The following is a 22,592-nucleotide window of genomic DNA, read 5'->3' as shown; positions in this document are numbered from 1 at the left end:
TTTTCGGCCGAGTTGCACGCTCAGCTTGCGCCATGTCGGAGTCCAACCCCAGCGCTTCCGTCGAACAATCCGGTGAATCCGATGCGACAGGGTCGTGGACCGATCCGACGCGTCGCGCGGTGTTGACCGCGCTTGCGGGCTGCGCCTGTCTTGCCGCGATCGAGCCCGCGGCCGCCGACGATGACGAACAGCCGGGCGCCAGTGAGCGACCGCAAAAAGCCGATGTGCTTGTGCGCGCCGAAGGCGACAAGGCCGGCCAGGTCATCAAGTCGGATGATTTGAAGCTGGGCGGACCGCCCATTCGCGCCTGGCCGCAGGACCCGAAGAGTTCCGTCGTCCGCAAGGGTTCGCGGCTCAACGAGGTCGTGCTCGTCAAGCTCGATCCGAGCGAACTCGACGATGCCACGCGCGCCCGCGCACCTGACGGCATCGTCTGCTACTCGGTCATCTGCACGCATGCCGGATGTCCGATCACTGCCTGGTTGAAGGAAGATCAGGGCGACAAGAACGTTCTGAAATGCCTCTGTCATAACTCCGAATACGATCCGCGGCAGAATGCGCAGGTCGTGTTCGGGCCGGCGCCACGTCGCCTCGCGGCGTTGCCGCTGACGGTTGCCGACGGCGCGATCACGGTCGCAGCGCCATTCGTCGGGAAGGTGGGTGCTCAGCAGGGAGGATGAGGCCACATCGGGATTTCTGCACGACCTAAAGCATGATCCGGAAAAGTGCGAAGCGGTTTTCCGAAGAGATCATGCTCAAAACAAAAACTGAAAAAACAAAACAGAGCAGGGAGGTAGCATCTCATGACAAGCAAGCAGTGGTTACTGTCGAGTTGTGTCGCATTCACGTGCCTCATTTCGACCTACGCCGTCGCAGGGCCGATCGAAAACTACAGTTCGGTGACGTCTCAACGTCTCGAAAATCCCGAACCCGGCAACTGGATGCTCTATCGCCGGACCTATGACGGACAGGGTTTCAGTCCGCTCGACCAGATCAACACATCCAACGTCAAGGACCTCAAGCCGGCCTGGACCTTCTCGACCGGCGTCATCGAGGGCCATGAGGCACCGCCGATCGTCAACAACGGCGTGATGTTCGTCGCGACCCCGATGGGGCAGGTGATCGCGCTCAACGCCAAGACCGGCGAAGAGTACTGGCGCTACAAGCGGCAGCTTCCCGACGATCTGTTCCAGCTGCATCCGACCAGCCGCGGCGTCGGGCTGTGGGAGGACAAGCTCTATCTCGCCACCACCGACGACCACGTCGTCGCGCTCGATGCCAAGACCGGCAAGGTGGTCTGGGACACCAAGGTCCAGGACTACAAGAAGGGTCAGTACATGACGCTGATGCCGCTGGTGGTCGACGGCAAGGTGATCGTCGGCGGTTCCGGCGGTGAGTTCGGCGTGCGCGGCTACGTCGTCGCCTTCGACGCCAACAGCGGCAAGGAGTTGTGGCGCACCTTCACCATCCCCGGCGAAGGCGAGCCCGGTCACGAGACCTGGAGCGGCGACGACTGGAAGTCGGGCGGCGGATCCGCCTGGATGACCGGCACCTACGACAAGGATACCAAGACGGTCTATTGGGGCGTCGGCAATGCCGCGCCGTGGCCCGGCTCGATGCATGCCGGCGACAATCTCTACACCAGCTCGGTGCTGGCGCTCGATCCCGACAACGGCAAGATCAAGACCCACTTCCAGTATCACCAGAACGATTCCTGGGACTGGGACGAAGTCGACGCGCCGATGCTGATCGACATGCAGCGCGACGGGCGGTCGTTCAAGAGCCTGGTTCATCCCGGCCGCGATGCGATCTTCTGGGTGCTGGAACGCAAGCCGGACAAGATCAACTATGTCGCCGGCTGGCCTTTCGTGAAGACCAATGTCTGGAAGGGCATCGAGGCGGAGACCGGCCGGCCGATCCTCGATCCCGAGCACAAGCCCGTGCTCGGCAAGCGGGTCGAGTTCTGCCCGTCGCTGTGGGGCGGCAAGGACTGGCCGTCGGCGGCCTATAGCCCGAACACCAAGCTCGTCTACGTTCCCGCCAACGAAAACTTCTGCGGCGGCTTCACCGGCGAGAAGCAGCCGTTGGTTCCCGGCCAGCTCTGGCTCGGCACCAAGCCGGAGGACATCGGACTGACGCCCGCACCCAATGCCGATCATTTCGGCGAGTTGCAGGCGTGGGATCCGTCCACCGGCAAGAAGGTCTGGCAGCACGACTACAAGACCTCGCAGCTGTTCGGCGCGGTGACCGCGACTGCGGGCGATCTCGTTCTCGCCGGCGGCACCAACGACCGCGCCTTCCGCATCTTCAATGCCAAGACCGGCGAACTGTTGTGGGAGCAGAAGACCAACTCCGGCATCATGGCGATGCCGATGTCCTATGAGGTCGATGGAACGCAATACATCGCGGTCCAGTCGGGCTGGGGCGTCGACGCGCAGCGTATCCAGGACGCGCTGGCCGGCAAGGTCGCGGGCTTCGAGAACAACGTGCCGCAAGGCGGCGTGATCTGGGTGTTCGCGCTCAACAAGAAGTAAGGCGCGAACCACCGATAGGGGGCGATGCGATCGGGAAGCGGCGAGGGGGGAGCCCGCCGCTTCCCGGTCCGCTTCCGGTCGGTCTATCTCCACGTCATTGCGAGCCAACGGGTCGCGCGAATGCGCGCCCGATGACAGGCTCCGCGAAGCAATCCATAGCGCCACAACCGGAGAGATGGATTGCTTCGTCGCTTCAGCGCAAAATTGCTTTGCAATTTTGTCGTGGGCTCCTCGCAATGACGATGTGGTGCCTTCAAAGAAAAACGCCCGCGAAGATCGCGGGCGTTTGGTCTTTTCGCCTAACGTTCCTGCCTCACGTCTCCAACTGCTTGCCGATCGGCAGGGCGCGGATGCGCTTTCCGGTGGCGGCAAAGATCGCGTTGCTTAGCGCCGGTGCGAACGGCGGCACGCCGGGTTCGCCGACGCCGCTGGGCGGGGTGTCCGCTCCGGGCGGCACGATGTAGACGTTGGTGATCGCAGGCGACTCGTCGATCCGGATCACCGGGAAATCGTCGAAATTGCTCTGCTGCACCTTGCCGTCCTTGAAGCTGATCTCGCCATATTTGGCGAGGCTCAGCCCCATGATCGCGGCGCCTTCGATCTGCGAGGCGATCCGCTCCGGGTTGACGTACGTGCCGCAATCGATCGCGGTGTCGACCCGCGGCACCGTGAGCTTGCCCTTGTCGTCAACCGCCACCTCGACGATGGTCGCGATGTAGCTGACGAAGGAACGATGCACGGCGATGCCGAGACCATGGCCTTTCGGCACGGTCCGTCCCCATTCCCCCTTCTCGGCGACCAGTTCGACCACCTTGCGGAGCCGCGCGGTGTTGATCGGGTAGCTGTCATAGGGCTCGCCGTAGTTCCAGGGATCCTTCACCGAGGACAGGTTGACGATCCGCGGGCTGCCGATCAGCTCCAGCAGCATCTCCTTCTGGTCGCGACCCGTCGCATGCGCGATTTCCCCGACCATGGATTGCACCGCGAACGCGCGCGGGATGTTGGACACCGAGCGGAACCAGCCGATCCGTGTGAACGCGGCCGCTTCCGGATTCTCGCACTGCAGATTGGCGATCTCGAACGGGTTGTCGATCAGGCCCATGCCGAGTTCGAACGCCGCTTCGTGGTTGGCGCCGGCGGCGAAGGTCGAGGCGATGGTCGGCGCCACGCTGCGGTGCCGCCACGCAATCACCTTGCCGCTCTTGTCGAGACCGGCCTCGATCCGTTCCACGGAGACGGTGTGCAGGAAGTCGTGATGCACATCGTCCTCGCGGGTCCACTGCACCTTGACCGGCGCGCCGAGTTCCTTCGACAGCAAGGCCGCCTCGAGCGCGAAATCGCATTTCGACTTGCGGCCGAAGCCGCCGCCGAGCAGCGTCACGTTGACGGTGACATTGTCCTCGGGGATCCCGAGCGTCTTGGCGACATCCTCGCGGGTGCCGCCGGGGCTTTGCACCGGCGCCCAGATCTGGGCCTTGTCGCCCTTGACGTCGGCCACCGCGACCGGCGGCTCCATGCTGACATGGGCGAGATGCGGCAGATAGTACTCGCCCACGATCACCTTGTCGGCGCTCTTCAGCGCGGCATCGACGTCGCCTTCCTTGCGCACCACGAGGCCAGGCTTGCGCGCGGCCTCTTCCAGCGAGGCACGATAGGTGACGGAGTCGTAGTTGGCGTTGGCGCCGTCATCCCAGACGATCTTCAGCGCGTCGCGGCCCTTGATCGCCGCGCCAGTGTTGCGCGCGATCACGGCCACGCCGCCGAGCGGCTGGAATTTTGACGGCCAGGGCCAGCCCTTGACCTCCATCACCTTCTCGACGCCGGGCACCTTCATCGCTGCGCTGTCATCGAACGACTTGAGCTTGCCGCCGGTGACCGGCGGACGGGCGATCACAGCGTATTTCAGGCCGGGCAGGCGAATGTCGGCGCCGTAATGCGCCTTGCCGGTGGTGATGTCGTGCAGATCGACGATCGAGACCTGGCCCTTGCCGAGATAGCGGAAGTCCTTCGGATCCTTGAGCTTGAGGCCTCCGATATCAGGCACCGGCTCCTTAGCGGCATCGGCAGCAAGATCGCCGAAGCCGATCTTGCGTCCGCTCGCGCTGTGGACCACCTCATGGTTCTGCGCCTTCACTTCTGTTGCCGGCACGCCCCATTTCTTGGCAGCGGCGGCTTCCAGCATCGCGCGCGCGGAGGCGCCGATCTGGCGCATCGGGATCAGATAGTGCCGCGTGCTGCGCGACCCGTCGGTGTCCTGGTTGCCGAATTTGACCTCGTCGCCATGCGCCTGCTGGACATGGACGCGCGACCAGTCGGCCTCCATTTCCTCGGCGACGATCAAGGGCAGGCTGGTGCGGACGCCGGTGCCCATCTCGGAGCGGTGCGCCAGGATGGTGACGACGCCGTCGGGGGCGATCGCGACGAACACGCGCGGATCGACCACGACGCCGTGCGGCATCTTGCCGGCGCCGGTCTCATAGGCGAACGCCTGCCTCGTCATCACGGGCGCGGCGAGCACGAAGCTGCCGGCGATGCCGAGACCCTTGAGGATGCTGCGACGCGAAAGGTTCTCGACCTTCACGTGCTTCTCGAAGCCGCGAAGCTTGCTTGGATTGGTGCGGATATTCATGTCACACCCCCGTCGATGCGAGATGCACGGCATTCTCGATCCGCTGGTAGCAGCCGCAGCGGCAGATATTGCCCGACATGGCTTCGCGGATCTGGTCGTGGTTGGGCTTCGGGTTCTGGTCCAGCAGTGCCGCGGCCTGCATGATCTGGCCAGCCTGGCAGTAGCCGCACTGCGGAACATTGACCTGGCGCCAGGCCTTCTGCACCGGATGGTCGCCGGTCGGGTGCAGCCCCTCGATGGTGGTGACCTCGCGGCCGACGACGTCGGAGACCGAGGTGATGCAGGCGCGCACCGCTTCCTTGTCGACGATCACGGTGCAGGCGCCGCACAGGGCCTGGCCGCAGCCGAACTTGGTGCCCGTGAGGCCGGCTTCGTCACGGAGATACCAGAGCAGCGAAAGGCTAGGGTCGCCGTCCCAATTCTGTTCCTGGCCGTTGATTTTTAGTTTGATCATGGTCTTTCCTCGCTCTGCCTAAGCTATTGACCGGTGCGGGCAGGGCGGAACGTCTTCCATTGCCTGCGGCCGCGTTGATGTTTGTTTTTGCCAAGATATTCGTGAGCCAAATTGTCGTGCCTGCGGGCTTGCGCTTTGTTCCAAGCACTCCTCTCGCGTCTCGAGCGCCTTGCCCGGCGCAGCATGGTGAAGAGCTGCGATGTTAGCAGAGGCAGGTCGTCGGGTGACTTCACAGCCAGGTGTTTTGCATTTCCGTTTGGCGAAAGCAGGGCCGTGCAGGACCGAGACATGACATCCGGAGGTGGCCGTCATGCGAGCGGCGCGCGGCCGCATCGCTGGTCCGTTCGGGGCGGTGCGCTGAGGCCCCGCAGGGCGCGGGGGGCGTTCCGGGGCTGCTGCCGTTGCCGAAATCGCCGGCACGGCATGGTAAGCATGGATGACAAAATCCCCGCCGCAATGCACAAGCCATCTTGCGGCAGGCCGATTTCAAGGCTATTGCCTTCCCCCGCAACGCTCCCTTCGTCTAGCGGTTAGGACGCGGCCCTCTCAAGGCTGAAACAGGGGTTCGATTCCCCTAGGGAGCGCCAGCAAACTCAGGCACTTAGGTAGCCATCAGCCGCGTTCGTTGAATAATGGTTGAATAACACGCTGGTGAACAGCGGCGAACGCTTGCGGAATTTGCTGCCGACATTCGCGGACTAGCCTCGGCGCGATGCCTCACTGTGGCTGGCGCATTCCCGAAAAATTTCCTCGTCGCCCTTGGTGTCCGGAAATATTCAAACCGCCGCTGACGTGCGCTGTCGTACGCGAGCGCCTTCGGATGCTCGCATTGACGTTGCTCGTCGCACAATCAACGCTTGTCCTGTCGAGCTTTGTGCGAACAGGAGGGCCCGACGAGAGAAAACTGGCGGACAACAGTCACAAGTCAGTCTATCCGCTCCAAAAGCCGCGGAACCGAGCACGATGCCATTCGCCCAGCGGCTCACCTGCACGGTTGACGATGCATGCGAACGCACGAAGCTTTACGAGTTGATAGGAGCTGGGCGTATCGTCACGACAACGATCGGACGTCGGCGACTAGTCGTGGTGCGCTCACTTCTGGCGCTCCTTGACACCAACATGTCGAACTAACGGACGGGCGACTCAAGGGAGCAACCGCACTTTCAACGCGCTTTTCCTCAGGCACTCATTTTGATGACACGACCGTGCTCCCGTAGCCGGTCGAACTGGTCCGCCCACCACGGCATCATCCGCACGGTGCTGACCGGGGGACCTATATTGGACATCCAGTGAAGAGCAGATCCGGTGGCCGGTGGGTCATCACGGCGTCAAGACGATTCAATCATCCCGATGGCAGCTTTGCCGGTGTGGCTCTCACGACGATCGATGTCGCCTATTTTCTGCAGTTCTATCGCGGCTTCGACATCGGTCCTAACGGCTCTATCGCTCTTGCTAGCGCGGACGGCATTATCCTCATCCTCGCGCGGAGTCCGGATGATGGCAGCTACACGGGCCGTGACCTGTCCGGCGCTCCCCTCTTCAGGAATCTTCGAGAGCGGCCTGCTGCGGGGGCCTATTATTTCAAATCGCCCCTGAACGATGTCCAACGCCTGAGCTTCTACAAGCTGAGTAATCGCTACCCCGTCATCGTCGTCGCCACACCGATACGAGCTTGAAAAGCAGGCCGGGAAATGGAGCCGTGCCTACGGTCGGCCCGCATTCGCGGGGACGGCAAGAAGAAAGGATTGTTCGCAGTTTTGTTCTGAATGGCGGGAACGTGGCGCACCCGACACGTTTCGAACGTGTGACCTTTGTCTTCGGAGGGCAACGCTAAGCGACCGCCTGAAATAGCAATTTGAGATGGTTGTGTGTCTGCGCAACCACCGACTTTCCGTGGTCCTGGCGAGCCATCCAGCCAAGATCGTCCCCAATTCGCCATACAGTGTTGCGTGCATTTCGCCGCCTTGGGGCCAGGGCAGAGAACGACCCGCTCGATCAGGTTTTGAAGAGCTTTTGTCGCTTCCGATCTTCCCGCCGGTTCGGCGCGCCACGATCGATTGATTGTAATTTCCGCCGCCGCGCCTGTAAACTCGGCGGCGGGAGGAGGCCCGCCCGTGACGACGGGGAGGCCGAGACGATCATGTTCGAAGGACACGATCCCTATCTCGTCGCGCTCTCGGTGGTGATCGCGATCCTGGGAGGGTACACCGGCTTCGGCTTGGCTGCGCGCATCCGCGGCACGCCTGATGCGAGCCATCGCGTGTTGCTCGCGGGCGCAGCATTTTTCCTCGCCGTCGGCATCTGGACCATGCATTTCGTCGGCATGCTGGCGGCGCCATTGCCGGCGGGCACCGTCTATCTGGTGCTTCCGACCATCGTCTCATTCCTGATCTGTGCGCTGGTGGTCGGCATCTCGTTATTCTTTGTCAGCATCGGCGAGCCGTCGATGCTACGGGTGGCATCGTCGGCGGTCCTGCTCGGGCTCGGCATCGTCAGCATGCATTATGTCGGCATGCACGGGCTGTCGGGTAATTTTGCCATGGCGCATGACGGCGCCATGGTGGTGCTGTCGGTCGCAATCGCGATCGTCACGGCCTATGGCGGCCTGCGCGCCTTCCTGGCGCGGCAAGGCGGCGTGCAACTGGCGTTGAGCGCGGTCGCCTTCGGGGTCGCCGTGTCGGGCATGCACTATACCGCGATGGCCGGCATGCATCTGGTCGCGCCGTCGGAGGGATCGCATCATCACATCGAGGGACTGGCCGCATCGTCGCAAATGCTGTCGCTGGTGGTGGCGCTGCTCTGCTTCGTGATCGCGGCCGGTTTTCTGCTGTCGCTGGTGCCCGACCCGCGCAAGAAGGCCGGGCCGACGGCCGATATGGTCGCCGCCGTTGCGGACCCGGACCGCCTCGCGGCAGATGTGCCATCGGCGGACGCGAGCAGCGCGCCCACCAGCCCGCGGCTGCGGCCGACCCCACTCGGCGGCATCGGCCAGCCGCCCCGTGCCGCACCCGCGCCCCGGCTGCCGGTCGAAGGCGCCGACGGCACCCACTTCATCGATACCGCCGATGTCAGAAGCGTGCGGGCCGACGCCCATTACACCAAGGTCCATGACGGCACCCGGGAGCGGATGTGCCCGTGGTCGATCTCGGAGGCCGAAGCCCAGCTCGACCCCGGCCTGTTCGTCCGGGTGCACCGCAGCCATATCGTCGCGATCCCCCACGTCACCTTCGTCCGCAAGGAAGGCGACGGCGCGATCATCGAACTCGACGGCCCGTCGCCGCACTGCGTGCCGGTCAGCCGCGCCAAGATCGCCGAGGTGAAGGCGCGATTGGGCCTCGCCCGGCGACACGCCTAGCTTCAGCCACGTATTAGGTCCGCAACGCTGACGCATTTCGTGCGCGGAGTTCCGCAACTCGTGCGCATTTCCCGACTTTGTGCCCCCGCGATTGCGCGCGAAAACAACCGGGAACAGCCTCCCTCCCAACGTCCGCGCCTCCCAAGCGCCAAAGAACGAACGGAGGAGACCCATGATACCTGGCCCATTCAGCTATCACCGGCCGGCGACGGTCGCCGACGCGGTCAAACTACTCTCGACCCTGGGCGACGAGGCAAGGCCGCTGGCCGGCGGCCACAGCCTGGTTCCGATGATGAAGCTTCGGCTGGCGACGCCAGAGCATCTCGTCGACCTGCATAACGTCGCCGGGCTGAAAGGCATCCGCCGCGATGGCAACAAGGTCGTGATCGGGGCCATGACCACCCAGCACGAGTTGCTGGCTTCCGATGAGATCGCCAAATCCATCCCGATCCTGCACGAAACGGCGCTCCTCATTGCCGATCCGCAGGTGCGCTACCGTGGCACCGTCGGCGGCAACGTCGCCAACGGTGATCCCGGCAACGACATGCCGGCGCTGATGATGACGCTGTGGGCCACCTATCATCTCGACGGTCCGAACGGCGCGCGCGAGGTTGCGGCGACCGATTACTATCAGGGCGCCTATTTCACCGCGATCGAACCCGGCGAACTTCTGACCTCAATCTCGATTCCGGTCCCCGCGGCCGGCCATGGCTATGCCTATGAGAAGCTGAAGCGGAAGGTCGGCGACTACGCCACCGCCGCGGCTGCGGTGGTGCTGACCATGTCCGGCGGTAAGGTCACGACCTGTGCGATCGGGCTCACCAATCTGTCGGAAATCCCGTTGCTGGCCGATGCGGCCGCCAAGGCGGTGATCGGCACCAGCCTCGATGCGGCCACCCTGAAGAAGGCCGCTGCAGCGGCGCAAGCGATCATGGCCCCCGCCGCCGATGCGCGCGGCCCGGTCGAATACCGCAAGCATGTCGGCGGAATCATGGTCACGCGCGCGTTGCAGCGCGCCGCAGCCAAAGCCAGCTAGGGGAGGGACAGATGGCAAAAACGCACATCACCATGAAGGTGAACGGCGCCGAGGTCGAAGGCCTCGTCGAGCCGCGCACGTTGCTCGTGCATTTCATCCGCGAGAATTTGCAGATGACCGGTACCCACATCGGCTGTGAGACCACGCATTGCGGCGCCTGCACCGTCGATATCGACGGCATGTCGGTGAAATCCTGCACCATGTTCGCGGTGCAGGCCAACGGCTCTGACATCACGACCATCGAGGGGATGGCCAATGCCGACGGCTCGCTCTCCGCCCTGCAGGAAGGTTTCCGCATGATGCACGGCTTGCAATGCGGCTTCTGCACGCCGGGCATGATCATGCGCGCGCAGCGGCTTCTCAAGGAGAACCCATCACCGAGCGAGGACGAAATCCGGATGGGCATCTCCGGCAACATCTGCCGCTGCACGGGCTACCAGAACATCGTCAAAGCCATTCAATACGCCGCCGCCAAGATCAACGGCGTGGAATTCCGGGAGGCCGCAGAATGAACGACATGACTCCCACGCGGGAACAACGCACCGCCGCGCTCGAAGGTATGGGCTGCAAGCGTAAGCGGGTCGAGGACATCCGCTTCACCCAGGGCAAGGGCAATTACGTCGACGACGTGAAACTGCCGGGTATGCTGCATGGCGATTTCGTCCGCTCGCCGCATGCCCATGCGCGCGTCAAATCGATCGACGACACGGAGGCGTTGAAGGTTCCGGGCGTGCTCGCGGTCATCACCGCGGAGACGCTGAAGACCGTCAACCTCGCCTGGATGCCCACGCTCGCCGGCGACGTGCAGATGGTGCTCGCCGACGGCAAGGTGTTGTTCCAGAATCAGGAAGTCGCCTTCGTGGTTGCGACCGACCGCTACGCTGCCGATGACGGCATCAACAAGGTCAAGGTCGAGTACGAGGCGCTGCCGCCGCTGATCGATCCGTTCAAGGCGATGGACAAGGATGCGCCGGTCCTGCGCGAGGATCTCGCCGGAAAGATCGCGGGTGCGCACGGCCCGCGCAAGCATCACAACCACATCTTCGAATGGACCGTCGGCGACAAGGATTTGACGGACGCCGCCTTCAAGAAGGCCGAGGTGACGATCAAGGAAATGATCTCCTATCACCGCACCCATCCGTCGCCGCTCGAGACCTGCCAGTGTGTCTGCTCCTTCGACAAGATCAAGGGCGAGCTGACGATCTGGGGCACCTTCCAGGCGCCGCACGTGATCCGCACCGTGGTGGCGCTGATCGCGAAACTGCCCGAGCAGAAGATCCATGTGATTGCGCCGGACATCGGCGGTGGTTTCGGCAACAAGGTCGGCGCCTATCCCGGCTACATCTGCGCGGCGGTCGCCTCGATCGTCACCGGCAAGCCGGTGAAATGGGTCGAGGACCGTATCGAGAATTTGACCGCGACCTCGTTCGCCCGCGACTATCACATGACGACGGAAATTGCCGCGACGAAGGAGGGCAAGGTTACGGGGTTGCGCGTCCATGTGCTCGCAGATCACGGCGCGTTCGACGCCTGTGCCGATCCGTCGAAATGGCCGGCGGGCTTCTTCAATATTGTCACCGGGTCGTATGATTTCCCGACCGCTCACCTCGCGGTCGACGGTGTCTATACCAACAAGGCACCCGGGGGTGTCGCCTATCGCTGCTCGTTCCGCGTCACGGAGGCAGCCTACTGCATCGAGCGTGCGATGGACATTCTGGCGCAGAAGCTCGGCATGGATCCCGCCGAATTGCGCTTGAAGAACTTCATCAAGCCCGAGCAGTTCCCGTACCACTCCGCGCTCGGTTGGGAATACGACTCCGGCGACTACGGCACCGCCATGCGAAAGGCGATGGAGACGGTAAAGTACGCCGAGCTCCGCAAGGAGCAGCAGCAGATGCGCGCCGCGTTCAAACGGGGCGAGACCCGCGAGATCATGGGCATCGGTGTCTCCTTCTTCACTGAGATCGTCGGCGCCGGCCCCTCGAAGAATTGCGATATTCTGGGCATCGCAATGTTCGATTCCTGCGAGATTCGCATGCATCCGACTGGTGCCGGCATCGCTCGGATGGGCACCAAGAGCCAGGGCCAGGGACACGAGACGACCTGGGCGCAGATCATTGCCACCGAAATCGGCATTCCCGCCGACAACATCATGGTCGAGGAGGGCAACACCGACACCGCGCCCTACGGGCTCGGCACCTACGGTTCGCGCTCGACGCCGGTCGCAGGTGCTGCAATCGCGATGGCTGCGCGCAAGATCAAGGCCAAGGCGCAGATGATCGCCGCCTACAAGCTCGAGGTCCACGAAGACGATCTCGAGTGGGACATCGACGGCTTCCGCGTCAAGGGTCTGCCGGAGAAGTTCATGTCGATGAAGGACATCTGCTGGGCCGCGTACAATTCCGTGCCGCCCGGCATGGAGCCCGGGTTGGAGGCGGTCAGCTATTACGATCCGCCCAACATGACCTATCCGTTCGGAGCCTATATCTGCGTCATGACCATCGATGTCGACACCGGCGTCTACAAGGTCAAGCGCTTCTATGCGCTCGACGATTGCGGCACACGGATCAACCCGATGATCATCGAGGGCCAGGTGCATGGCGGCCTCACCGAGGCCTTCGCGATCGCGATGGGGCAGGAGATCCGATACGACGCCGAGGGCAACGTGGTCACCGGCTCGTTCATGGACTTCTTCATGCCGACCGCGGTCGAGACGCCGCATTGGGAGACCGACTTCACCGTCACCCCGTCGCCGCACCATCCGATCGGTGCCAAGGGCGTCGGCGAAAGCCCGAATGTCGGCGGCGTGCCGGCATTCTCCAACGCCGTCAACGACGCGTTCTCGTTCCTCGGCTCGACTCACATCCAGATGCCGCATGATTTTTGGCGGAACTGGCAGGCGGCGAAGAACCTCGGCGTGTTCGCTTCAGCATGAAGACCCGTGACCAGATCGCGCAAGCACTCGGCGACGCCGGCTATATCGCCGACGGCGAGCTTGCGACCGCGATCTCGCTGATGCAGCTGTTGCGGCGTCCGCTTCTGCTGGAAGGCGAGGCGGGCGTCGGCAAGACCGAAGTAGCGAAGGCGCTGGCCGCTGTGCACGCGACCGAACTGATCCGGCTGCAATGCTACGAGGGGCTCGACCAGTCGGCAGCGCTCTACGAGTGGAACTACCAGCGCCAATTGCTGTCGATCCAGGCGCATCGCGGCACCGATGCTGATGCGGTCGAGCACCAGATCTTCTCGGAAAAGTATCTGCTGGAGCGGCCGCTGCTGGCCGCGATCCGTCGCGCGAAGCCGCCGGTGCTGCTGATCGACGAGATCGACCGCGCCGACGACGAGTTCGAGGCATTCCTGCTCGAGCTATTGTCGGACTTCCAGGTCTCGATCCCCGAACTCGGCACGATCAACGCAACCGCGATCCCGCATGTGGTGCTGACGTCGAATGGCACGCGCGAACTCTCCGATGCGCTGCGCCGACGCTGCCTCTACCACTATGTCGACTACCCCGACGTCGAGCGCGAGGCGCGCATCATCATGACGCGTATTGACGGCGCCGGCGCCTCGCTGGCGCTGCAGATTGCGCGCATGGTCGAGGGCATCCGCAAGGAGGAACTCCGCAAGGTGCCGGGCGTGGCGGAGACGCTGGATTGGGCGGCGGCGCTGGTCGGGCTTGACGTGAAAGACCTGCACGACGCGCCCGAGATCGTGCACGAAACCCTGATGTGCCTGCTCAAGACGCAGGAGGACAAGGCGCGGGTGACGCGCGAGGTCAGCGAACGTTTGTTGGGGAAGGTTGCATGAGCTGCTGCGGCGCATCTCCCGATTTCGACGATATCAACGAGGTGTCCCGTCTCGTCTCGACTAGGCTCGCGACGTTCTTGCGGACCTTGCGCGACGGCGGCTTCGCCGTCGGTCTCGCCGAGGGGCAGGACGCCGCCGCGCTGATGGCCGCCGGCTATGCGGCGCGGCCGGGCCTGCTCCGCTCAGCCTTCAAGCATCTCTTTTCGGCGCGCAAGTCCGATTGGGAGAAATTTGACGGCATTTTTGATGCATTCTGGCTCGGCAAGCGGGTGCGGTCGCGCTCCGTCGTCACGGGTGTTGCGAAGGCGGCGAACAATCCTTCGCTGAAGAGCCTGCCGAACCAGCCGGCTGAGCCTCGCGCGGGCCCTGAGACGGCGATGGATCAGGTGCCCTCGGTCGACGGGACCGAGAATGAGCTTTCGGGCAAGGGACGCATGGAAGGCGCCTCGCGCACGGAAAACCTCGCCGAGGTCGATTTCCGCTACATGGCCGATTCCGAACAGGTCGCGCAGGCCCACCTCGCGGCTGCGCAACTGGCGCGCGCGATGCGGACGCGGCTGACGCGGCGCGATTTGGCGCGAAGGCGTGGCGCCCGGCTCGATCTGCGCCGCACCATTCACGGCAATATCAGCCATGGCGGTGTGCCGATCAGCCTCGTGAAGCGGCAGCGCAAGCCGAAGCCGTTGCGATTGGTGGTGCTGCTCGATGCCTCCGGCTCGATGAGCATGTACACGGGTGTCTTTTTACGCTTCATCCACGGTGTGCTCGATGAATTCCGCGAGGCCGAAGCATTCCTGTTTCACACGCGTCTGGCCCATGTCTCCGGCGCGATGAAGGAAAAGGACGCCGGCCGCGCACTGGATCGCCTTGCGATCCTGGCGCAGGGCGCCGGCGGCGGCACCAGGATTGGCGAGAGCCTGCAGACGTTCAATCGCTGGCATGCCGCGCGCGTGATCCATTCGCGCACCTGCGTGATGATCGTGTCCGATGGCTACGAGACCGGCGAGGCCGCGCTGCTCGGCCGCGAGATGGCCGCGCTCGGCCGCCGCTGCCGCCGCATCGTCTGGCTCAATCCGATGATGGGATGGCAGGGCTACGCGGCGGAGGCGCGCGGTATCAAGGCGGCGCTGCCGTATATTGATCTGTACGCGCCGGCCAACACGCTTGCGAGCCTGACCGCGCTCGAACCTTATCTTGCGAGGCTTTGAGATGGGTGTGCAGGTCGAGGTGATGGATCTGGTCGCGCAGATGAAGGCGGCCGAGCAGGCCTTCGTGCTGGCGACGGTGGTGCGCACGGTATCGGTGACGGCGGCCAAGGCCGGTGCGAAGGCGATCATCCGGCCTGATGGCACCATTGCCGCGGGCTGGATCGGCGGCGGCTGCGCCAAGGGCGCGGTGCTGAAAGCCGCGCGCGACGCGCTGGCCGACGGCGAGCCGCGGATGGTCTCGGTGCAGCCGGAGAACCTGCTCGCCGAGCTTGGGGTCAGGCCCGGCGAGAGCAAGGACGGCGTGCGGTTCGCCAGCAACATGTGCCCAAGCAAGGGCACGATGGATATTTTCGTGGAGCCGGTCTTGCCGCACCCGTCGCTGGTCATCCTTGGTGCGAGCCCGGTCGCGCTGTCGCTGGCCGCGCAGGCACGCCAGCTCGGCTACCACGTGACTCTCGCCGCGCCGGCGTCAGACATCATTGCTGCGCCCGATGCTCACGTCATCGTCGACGGCTTCGAGCCGCGTTGTCTCGTTGACGCCCGCCGCTTCGTCGTGGTGTCGACGCAGGGTAAGGGCGACGAGCTTGCGCTCAAGCATGCGTTGGCGATCAATGCGGCCTATCACGCCTTTGTCGGCAGCCGTCGCAAGATGGCTGCGCTGCGCGACAAGCTGATCGCCGCAGGCCTTGAGGCTGCCGCGATCGATCGCGTCAAGGCGCCGGCAGGCCTCGATCTCGGCGCCATCACCCCGGAAGAGATTGCAATGTCGATCCTCGCCGAAATCACCGTCGAGCGCCGCCGCGGCCAGCGCGCCACCAACCCCGTTGCAAGGAGCTGAGTTCCGATATGCAGATGAATGACAGACAGCGTATTCCGGCATCACAAGAGAAGGTCTGGGGGGCGCTCAATGATCCCGATATCCTGAAGCAATGCATTCCCGGGTGTCAGTCGCTCGACATGTCCTCCCCCACCGAAATGACCGCGACCGTCGTGTTCAAGGTCGGGCCGGTGAAGGCGACCTTCGGCGGCAAGGTCACGCTGTCCGATCTCGATCCTCCCAACAGTTACCGGATTTCAGGCGAGGGCTCCGGCGGGGTCGCCGGCTTCGCCAAGGGCGGAGCCGCGGTACGACTCGAGCCGGAGAGCCCCGAAGTCACGGTGCTCCATTATGAGGTCGACGCCCAGATCGGCGGCAAGCTCGCCCAGCTCGGCGCACGGCTGATCGATTCTACCGCCAGGAAGCTCGCGGCAGAATTCTTTGCATCATTTGCAACCGTGGTCGGAGAGCCTGCAGAACCGGCCGAGCAAGCCGGTACGGCCGCGAGGGGTTGGCTAAAGAGACTGACCGGCGCGACCTGAGTCGCCTCCGCGGTCAGGAGGCGTTACCGCAACTACTGATCGCAACGGCGCGGGCGGCTATCCGCGATGAGAAGATGCTCATCTTGCTGAGGAGAACCGCTATGCACATAGGCGAGCTTCTTGTCATTCGTAAGCGGCCGACGCCAATCATGCCTGCAGTTCTTTCCGTGCGCTCTGCCGTCGCACGCCTCGTGGAGTTGGACCACAAGGCAGCAATGGTCATCCGGGCGGACGGCACCTTCTCTGGCGTAGTCTGCGAGGCGAGCCTCATCGCAGCGATTTCCCAGCATCGCCGGACAGCGTTCGATCAGGCAATCGGCGAGGTGGCGTTAGATCGACACGTAGCTTACTGTTCGGTTCACGACACGTTGAACAACGCCCTCAGGCGTCTCAGCGAGCAGGGACGAAGCTTTCTCGTCGTGACACGCCGCATGCGCCCCATCGACCTCGTCTTCCGAGACGAGCTTACCGAGTGGTGGGAGCGACGATGCGGGGCTTAGGACGAGAGCAAAAGCCCGCGCAGCCACCGAAGATCGGGAGTAGCGGCGCGAGACGCGGTCTGGTGTGGCGCATCGGGCAAGTCAGGAAGAAACTGGCTTTGCAGTTCTGGAGAAATAGGACTCAAACGGCGATGGCACAATCGGCACCTCCGGTGGCGTTCCGGATCCTTGCCACAACCTCCGGCCGGTTGCCCTCGAGCCAGGCCACGGCGTCGGGTCCATCGACGACGCACGCGAAGGTTTCCCAGGTTGGGTCCTCCAGGGATTCCGGTTGCAGTCGCTTCGCCGCATACTCAACGAGGTCGTGCAAGCGTTCATAGCCTCGTCGGCCCTCAAGGGAATCTGCAATCGCGGTGCTGGCCCATCCGCGCTGGGCCAGATCGATAATGCTCGGAGCGCCAGCCTCGCTGAACCAGGGTGTGGCATCGAACTCGATGCAGCGGACATTATCGGCGGTATGGCAAGTCGCGTGGATCATCGGATTCCTCCGTTCGCCGGCTAACAACCTGCGCCAGCGTTGCTCTTTAGAGTTTCACATCAGAATTTCACATCGCTGCCTCGCACGGCTCAGGCTTTGACCAAGTCCCCCAGCAGGTTCGCCGCCACCGCCAGCTTGGCGAGCGTCAAGCCGCTGGCCGCGATCTCCTCGACCGAGCGGCGGATGCGCGCCGCTTCGGGGTGGGCCGCGAGCCAGGTCTCGACAGCGTGCTGGCCGGACTGCCCGGTTGCCAGCATATCCGCGGCCAGTCTTCTTTCGGCGCCAGCGATCTGCTCAACGGCGCGATCGATCGCCATACGTTCGAAATAATCGTTTGCCGGCACGCTGCGCGCGGCGGCGACGATGCGGTCGAGGCGGAAATTCGCTTCGGCGGCGAAGAAGGTCGCGGCGGCGTCGCCGATCGGGCGGGCGGTGCGCTCCGCAACCGTCACGATATCGGGTGCCGAGACCAGGGCGTCGAGATCGGCGAGCTCGCCGGCGAGGCCGGCCGGGACACCGGCATCGGTCAGGTCCTGCCGACGCTTGGCACGCGCGGCCTGCAAGTCCGGCGGCAGGGTGGTGTCGAGCCCGGCGACGATCTGGCGGATAGCCGGGCCGAAGCGCGCGATGACGGCCTCCAGCCCGTCCTTGAAATCGACATTGCGCACGTACCAGACCATGCGGGAGAGCAGGAGGTCCTGGACAGAAGCGTAGAGGGACAGCTGCACCTGCCCGTCGATGCAGGTATCGAGCGCATCGATCGCGTCACTGAGCCACTTGAGCCCGTAGCATTCGTCGACTGCCACATAGGCCATGACGATGGTCGGGATATCGGCGTCCGTCTCGTCGATCAGGCGCACGACACAGGCCGGGCCGCCGCGGTTAATCACCGCATTAGCGAGGCTGGTCGCGATGATCTCCCGCCGCAGGCGATGGAGTTCGACCGCTCTCGGGTATTTGTCCTGAACCTCGCGCGGAAAATACTGAGATAGTTCTCGGGCAAGATAGGGATCATCTGGCACGCTGGTGACGAGCAGGTCGTCGTAAAGCGTCAGCTTGGCGTAGGCGAGCAGCACGGCAAGCTCGGGCCGTGCGAGGGACTGGCCGCGCCGGGTGCGCTCGGTGAGCGCTGCGTCGTCGGGCAGGAACTCCACCGCGCGGCTGAGCAAATTGCGCTGCTCGAGCGACTGCATCAGCCGCGTGAGGAAGCCGGTCTCGGCCACGCCCTTGCGTTCGGCGAGCGAGAGCGCCAGCGACTGCAGATAGTTGTTGCGCAGCACCAGCGTGCCGACCTCATCGGTCATCGCGGCCAGCAGGCTGTTGCGGTCCGCGGGGCTAAGCCGGCCCTCGCGCTCGAGCCGCGCCAGCGCGATCTTGATATTGACCTCGACGTCGGACGTGTTCACGCCTGCCGAGTTGTCGATGGCGTCGGTGTTGAGCTTGACGCCCTTCTGCGCTGCCTCGATGCGGCCGCGTTGGGTGACGCCGAGATTGGCGCCTTCGCCGATCACCCGGGCCCGCACGTCGCCGCCCGTGATGCGGATTGGATCGTTGGCGCGGTCGCCGGCCTGATCGTCGCTTTCCCCGGCGGAGCGGACATAGGTGCCGATGCCGCCAAACCACAAGAGATCCGCGCGCGCCTTCAGGATTGCCGTCATCACCTCGAAAGGCGTCGCTTGCGGCTTGTCGAGATCGAGCAGGGCGCGTACCTCCGGAGCGAGCGGGATCGCCTTGAGCTGGCGCGAGAACACGCCGCCGCCCGCCGAGATCAGCGACTTGTTGTAGTCCTGCCAGCTCGATCGCGGCAGGTCGAACAGGCGCTTGCGCTCGGCGAGGCTGATCGCAGGATCAGGCGAGGGATCGATGAAGATGTCGCGGTGATCGAAAGCCGCCACAAGCTTTGTCGCCGGCGAGAGCAGCATGCCATTGCCGAAAACGTCGCCGGACATGTCGCCGACGCCGACCGCGGTGAACGGCATGGTCTGAATGTCGGTGCCGAGCTCGCGGAAGTGGCGCTTGACCGCTTCCCAGGCGCCGCGCGCCGTGATCCCCATCTTCTTGTGGTCATAGCCCTGGCTGCCGCCGGAAGCGAAGGCATCGCCGAGCCAATGGTTCTTCTCGGCCGAGATCGCGTTGGCGACGTCGGAGAAGGTGGCGGTGCCCTTGTCGGCGGCGACGACGAGGTAGGGGTCGTCGCCGTCATGGCGCACGGTGGATTCGGGCGGCACGACGATGTCGCCGTCGAGATTGTCGGTGAGCTCCAGCAGCGAGCGAACGAAGATGCGATAGGCTTCGGTGCCTTCCGCGAGCCACGCGTCGCGATTGGAAGGCGGCGGCAGGCGCTTGGGCACGAAGCCACCCTTGGCGCCGACCGGCACGATCACGGCGTTCTTGACCTGCTGCGCTTTCACGAGGCCGAGGATCTCGGTGCGGAAATCCTGCGGCCGGTCGGACCAGCGCAAGCCACCGCGAGCAACCTTGCCGAAGCGCAGGTGAATACCTTCGACACGAGGCGAATAGACGAAGATCTCGTAGAGAGGTCGTGGAGCGGGCAGGTCGTCGATCCGGCGCGCGTCGAACTTGAAGGAGATCACCGGACGCGGATGCCCATCCTCGCCGATCTGCCACAGATTGGTGCGTATCGTCGTCTGCACCAGGTTGGTGAAACGGCGCAGGATGCGGTCTTCGTCCAGCGAGGCGACGGATTTGAGCTGCTCCTCGACCTCGGCAAGCAGGGCCGTCTCGCGTGCCGAGCGCTCGGCATCCGTTGAGGTGAGGCGTGGATCGAGGCGGGTCTGGAACAGCGCGACGAGGCTGGCCGTGATCGCGGCGTTCTTGCGCAAGGTCTCCCACATATAATCCTGGGTGAACGGCGCGCGGATCTGGTGCAGGTAACGCGACAGCGCCCGGATGGTCGAGACTTCCCGCCAGCCCAGGGCGGTGCGCAGGATCAGGCCGTTGTATCCATCGGATTCGGCGTGATCGCGAACCACCGCCATGATCGAGGCTTCAAGCCGATGGCTGAATTCCGGGCTGATCGTGATCGGCTGGCCGTCGCTGGTCTCGATCGTCATCTCGTGGAGCCAAACCGGCGGAGGCGCCGGCGTGGCGCGCGGCGCGATCTGGTAGGTGCGTTCGTTGACCACGCGCAGGCCGTGATTTTCGATCACGGGCACGCGGTAGGACAGCGACAGGGGCGCGCCGTGCGAGAACACCCTCAGTCCGAAGCGCTTGGGATCGGCCTCGCTTTCGTCACGGTGAACCGAGATCGCCACGGGGCGGGTCGGCGTGAGCTTTTCGATGGTGGCGATATCGGTGATCGCCTGTTCCGCGCCGAACACCTCGGTATAGCCGCCGCTAAACGCCTGGGCATATCGGTTGGTGAGCATGCGTGCCCGCATGCCGTCGGTAGAGGCAGTGAGCGCGGCCTTCAGCTTGTCGGCCCACGTCGCGGCAATGGCGCTGATCCCGGCTTCGAGCGTGGCGCGTTCGACGACGGGAGTTTTGCCATCATAGCGTCCGATGATGTAGTGCACGCGCACTAGCGCCCCTTCAGGGAATGAAACGTAGGAGGCCGACAGCGTCCCCTTGTAGACCTGCGACAGGAAGGCACCGACGCGCGTGCGGACGTCCGTGTCGTATTTCTCGCGCGGAATGAAGGTGAGGATGGAGACGAAGCGATCGAACTTGTCCACCCGCGCCAGCGCACGGACGCGCGGACGCTCATAGAGGATCAGGATCTCCATGACGAAATTGTAGAGCGTGTCGACGTCGATCTGGAACAGTTCGTCACGCGGATATTCTTCGAGAATATGCATGAGGGCCTTGCCCGAATGGCTGTTCGGGTCGAAGCCGGCGCGTTGCAGTACTCGCGTCACCTTGTGGCGGACATAAGGGATCTGCCGTGCGGAGCGGGTATAGGCGCCCGAGGTGAACAGGCCGACGACCCGCAATTCGCCCTCCAGCCGGCCGTCGGGCGTATAGAGCTTGATGCCGACATAATCCATGCGAATGCGACGATGAACGCGGCTGGAGACGTTGGCCTTGATGACGATGAGCAGGGTGGGGTCGTGCATGAACTCGCGTATTTCCGACGTCATCACCACCATTTCGCTACCGCGGCGCAGGACCTTCGCATCCGGATCGCGGAGGACGCCGAGGCCTTTGCCGGTCGTGATGTCGTCGGATGCATCGCTGTCGGGCGAGAAGCGATACTCGCGTACGCCGAGGAAGGTGAAATTGTCCGCGCAGAGCCATTGCAGGAACTGGTTGGCTTCGGCGACCTCGTCGATCGGCAGCGGCGGCGGATTGGAAGAGAAGGTCTTGATCGCGTCCTCGACCCGGTCGCGCATGGCGCGCCAGTCGGTGACGCAGGCGCGGACGTCGTTCAACGTCCTGGTGAGGCCGTCGATCAGCTTCTGGCGATCGGCATCGGCGTCCAGGCGGGTGATGTGGAGGTGAATCAGGCTTTCCCGCGTGCCGTTTACTCCGGCCGGCAACGCTTCGCCGTGGAAGCGCAGGAGCTTGCCTTGGTCATCGCGCTCCACCGCGAGGATCGGGTGAGCGACGAGGGTGACTTCGATGCCTTGCTCGGCCAGCTCCGCCGTCGTGGAATCGAACAGGAAGGGCATGTTGTCGTTGAGAATCTCGAGCACGGAAATCTCGCGCCCGTCCGGCATCATCGGATTGACGACGCGGATATCGGCGCTGCCGGCCGTACGCCGCTGCACGTGCTCCCAGGCTTGTTCTGCCAGGAAGGCCAGCGACAGGGCATCGTGATTGGCGAGGTCCTCGACATTGGTGTAGCCGAACAGAAGTTCGGCAAAGCTCCGGGGTGCCTTGCCCGGCTGCACGCTTCCCGCTGCATCGCGGATCAGGGTTGAACGGGCCTTATCGTCACGCCAAGCCATAATGTCCTCCATTGGCCGCGCCGTCCGATCGCAGTCGCGATCATCAGCTTGATTCTGGAGTGCATCGCTTCGAGCGCCACAGCCTTGACCGCGATCGAGCGCGTACGCGAAATCCCCGGTCTCAAAGCTGCGACAACTCCCGACGACAATACTCCGATCCCAAAGCTATCCAAGGCGCATGCCGTCGTGAGAAGTGCTGAGATGCCTTGCTGCAGCGCGTGAGGCCGAAGGCGGCGCTGGCGGCCGCCGGATCATTGGGTAGGACAAAATCGCAAGCAATTTCAATTGTGTATGAGTTCGTAGTTTTGTTCTGAGTGGTGCGCCA

Annotated in this window: 16 protein-coding genes and 1 tRNA gene; 13 read left to right on the top strand and 4 right to left on the bottom strand. The window is 64.0% G+C overall.

From position 1 onward, the window contains the following. Positions 1-32: 32 nt before the first annotated feature. Together Q0030_RS12515 and Q0030_RS12510 are read left to right on the top strand one after the other, a co-directional pair. Positions 33-680, top strand: coding sequence for a Rieske (2Fe-2S) protein (locus tag Q0030_RS12515; RefSeq protein ID WP_298367064.1), 648 nt, complete (start codon positions 33-35; stop codon positions 678-680). A 123-nt stretch (positions 681-803) separates the two neighbouring features. Beyond that, complete coding sequence (locus tag Q0030_RS12510) at positions 804-2,534, top strand: methanol/ethanol family PQQ-dependent dehydrogenase (protein WP_298367063.1); 1,731 nt, start codon at positions 804-806, stop codon at positions 2,532-2,534. A 313-nt stretch (positions 2,535-2,847) separates the two neighbouring features. Here the strand turns inward: Q0030_RS12510 and Q0030_RS12505 are convergent, their stop codons facing one another. Both Q0030_RS12505 and Q0030_RS12500 read right to left on the bottom strand, forming a co-directional pair. Then, positions 2,848-5,163, bottom strand: a complete 2,316-nt coding sequence (locus Q0030_RS12505; protein WP_298367061.1) for a molybdopterin cofactor-binding domain-containing protein — start codon at positions 5,161-5,163, stop codon at positions 2,848-2,850. 1 nt (position 5,164) lies between these two features. Beyond that, complete coding sequence (locus Q0030_RS12500; protein ID WP_298367059.1) at positions 5,165-5,617, bottom strand: (2Fe-2S)-binding protein; 453 nt, start codon at positions 5,615-5,617, stop codon at positions 5,165-5,167. A 512-nt stretch (positions 5,618-6,129) separates the two neighbouring features. Here Q0030_RS12500 and Q0030_RS12495 point away from each other — a divergent pair. The 11 genes from Q0030_RS12495 (at position 6,130) to Q0030_RS12445 (ending at position 16,879) form a co-directional block, all read left to right on the top strand. Then, positions 6,130-6,204: transfer RNA gene (locus tag Q0030_RS12495), tRNA-Glu, on the top strand. A 702-nt stretch (positions 6,205-6,906) separates the two neighbouring features. After that, positions 6,907-7,293 (top strand): hypothetical protein, encoded by a 387-nt coding sequence (locus Q0030_RS12490; protein WP_363323454.1) that lies wholly within the window; start codon positions 6,907-6,909, stop codon positions 7,291-7,293. Between the two features lie 464 nt (positions 7,294-7,757). Beyond that, positions 7,758-8,972 carry an MHYT domain-containing protein gene (locus Q0030_RS12485; protein ID WP_298367057.1) on the top strand — a complete coding sequence of 405 codons (1,215 nt, stop codon included), beginning with the start codon at positions 7,758-7,760 and terminating at the stop codon, positions 8,970-8,972. Between the two features lie 172 nt (positions 8,973-9,144). Further along, on the top strand, positions 9,145-10,008 hold the full coding sequence (locus Q0030_RS12480; protein ID WP_298367055.1) for a xanthine dehydrogenase family protein subunit M: 864 nt from the start codon (positions 9,145-9,147) through the stop codon (positions 10,006-10,008). A gap of 11 nt (positions 10,009-10,019) precedes the next feature. Then, positions 10,020-10,520: a (2Fe-2S)-binding protein gene (locus Q0030_RS12475; RefSeq protein ID WP_298367053.1), complete on the top strand. Its 501-nt coding sequence runs from the start codon at positions 10,020-10,022 to the stop codon at positions 10,518-10,520. Beyond that, positions 10,517-12,943: an aerobic carbon-monoxide dehydrogenase large subunit gene (locus tag Q0030_RS12470; RefSeq protein ID WP_298367051.1), complete on the top strand. Its 2,427-nt coding sequence runs from the start codon at positions 10,517-10,519 to the stop codon at positions 12,941-12,943. Before Q0030_RS12475 ends, Q0030_RS12470 begins: the two co-directional genes overlap by 4 nt. Next, the gene (locus Q0030_RS12465) at positions 12,940-13,812 is read left to right on the top strand and encodes a MoxR family ATPase (protein WP_298367049.1); all 873 of its coding nucleotides are present in this window, start codon (positions 12,940-12,942) and stop codon (positions 13,810-13,812) included. The genes Q0030_RS12470 and Q0030_RS12465 overlap by 4 nt, the downstream gene beginning before the upstream one ends. Next, complete coding sequence (locus Q0030_RS12460; protein WP_298367046.1) at positions 13,809-15,020, top strand: VWA domain-containing protein; 1,212 nt, start codon at positions 13,809-13,811, stop codon at positions 15,018-15,020. Before Q0030_RS12465 ends, Q0030_RS12460 begins: the two co-directional genes overlap by 4 nt. A 1-nt stretch (position 15,021) precedes the next feature. After that, positions 15,022-15,858 carry an XdhC/CoxI family protein gene (locus tag Q0030_RS12455; RefSeq protein ID WP_298367044.1) on the top strand — a complete coding sequence of 279 codons (837 nt, stop codon included), beginning with the start codon at positions 15,022-15,024 and terminating at the stop codon, positions 15,856-15,858. A 14-nt stretch (positions 15,859-15,872) separates the two neighbouring features. Next, on the top strand, positions 15,873-16,379 hold the full coding sequence (locus Q0030_RS12450) for a carbon monoxide dehydrogenase subunit G (protein WP_363323453.1): 507 nt from the start codon (positions 15,873-15,875) through the stop codon (positions 16,377-16,379). 101 nt (positions 16,380-16,480) lie between these two features. Further along, entirely contained in the window at positions 16,481-16,879 is a 399-nt protein-coding gene (locus Q0030_RS12445; RefSeq protein ID WP_298367039.1) for a hypothetical protein, read from the top strand. A 121-nt stretch (positions 16,880-17,000) separates the two neighbouring features. Here the strand turns inward: Q0030_RS12445 and Q0030_RS12440 are convergent, their stop codons facing one another. Continuing rightward, a complete protein-coding gene (locus Q0030_RS12440) occupies positions 17,001-17,357 on the bottom strand; it encodes a hypothetical protein (protein ID WP_298367036.1) in 357 nt (118 codons plus the stop codon). An 89-nt stretch (positions 17,358-17,446) separates the two neighbouring features. After that, positions 17,447-22,279 carry an NAD-glutamate dehydrogenase gene (locus Q0030_RS12435; protein WP_298367034.1) on the bottom strand — a complete coding sequence of 1,611 codons (4,833 nt, stop codon included), beginning with the start codon at positions 22,277-22,279 and terminating at the stop codon, positions 17,447-17,449. Positions 22,280-22,592: the final 313 nt, after the last annotated feature.

The sequence above is a fragment of the uncultured Bradyrhizobium sp. genome (assembly GCF_947648125.1).
Lineage (GTDB): Bacteria > Pseudomonadota > Alphaproteobacteria > Rhizobiales > Xanthobacteraceae > Bradyrhizobium.
Note: the sequence above shows the minus strand (reverse complement) of the source record. Positions and strands in the feature narration are given on the sequence as shown.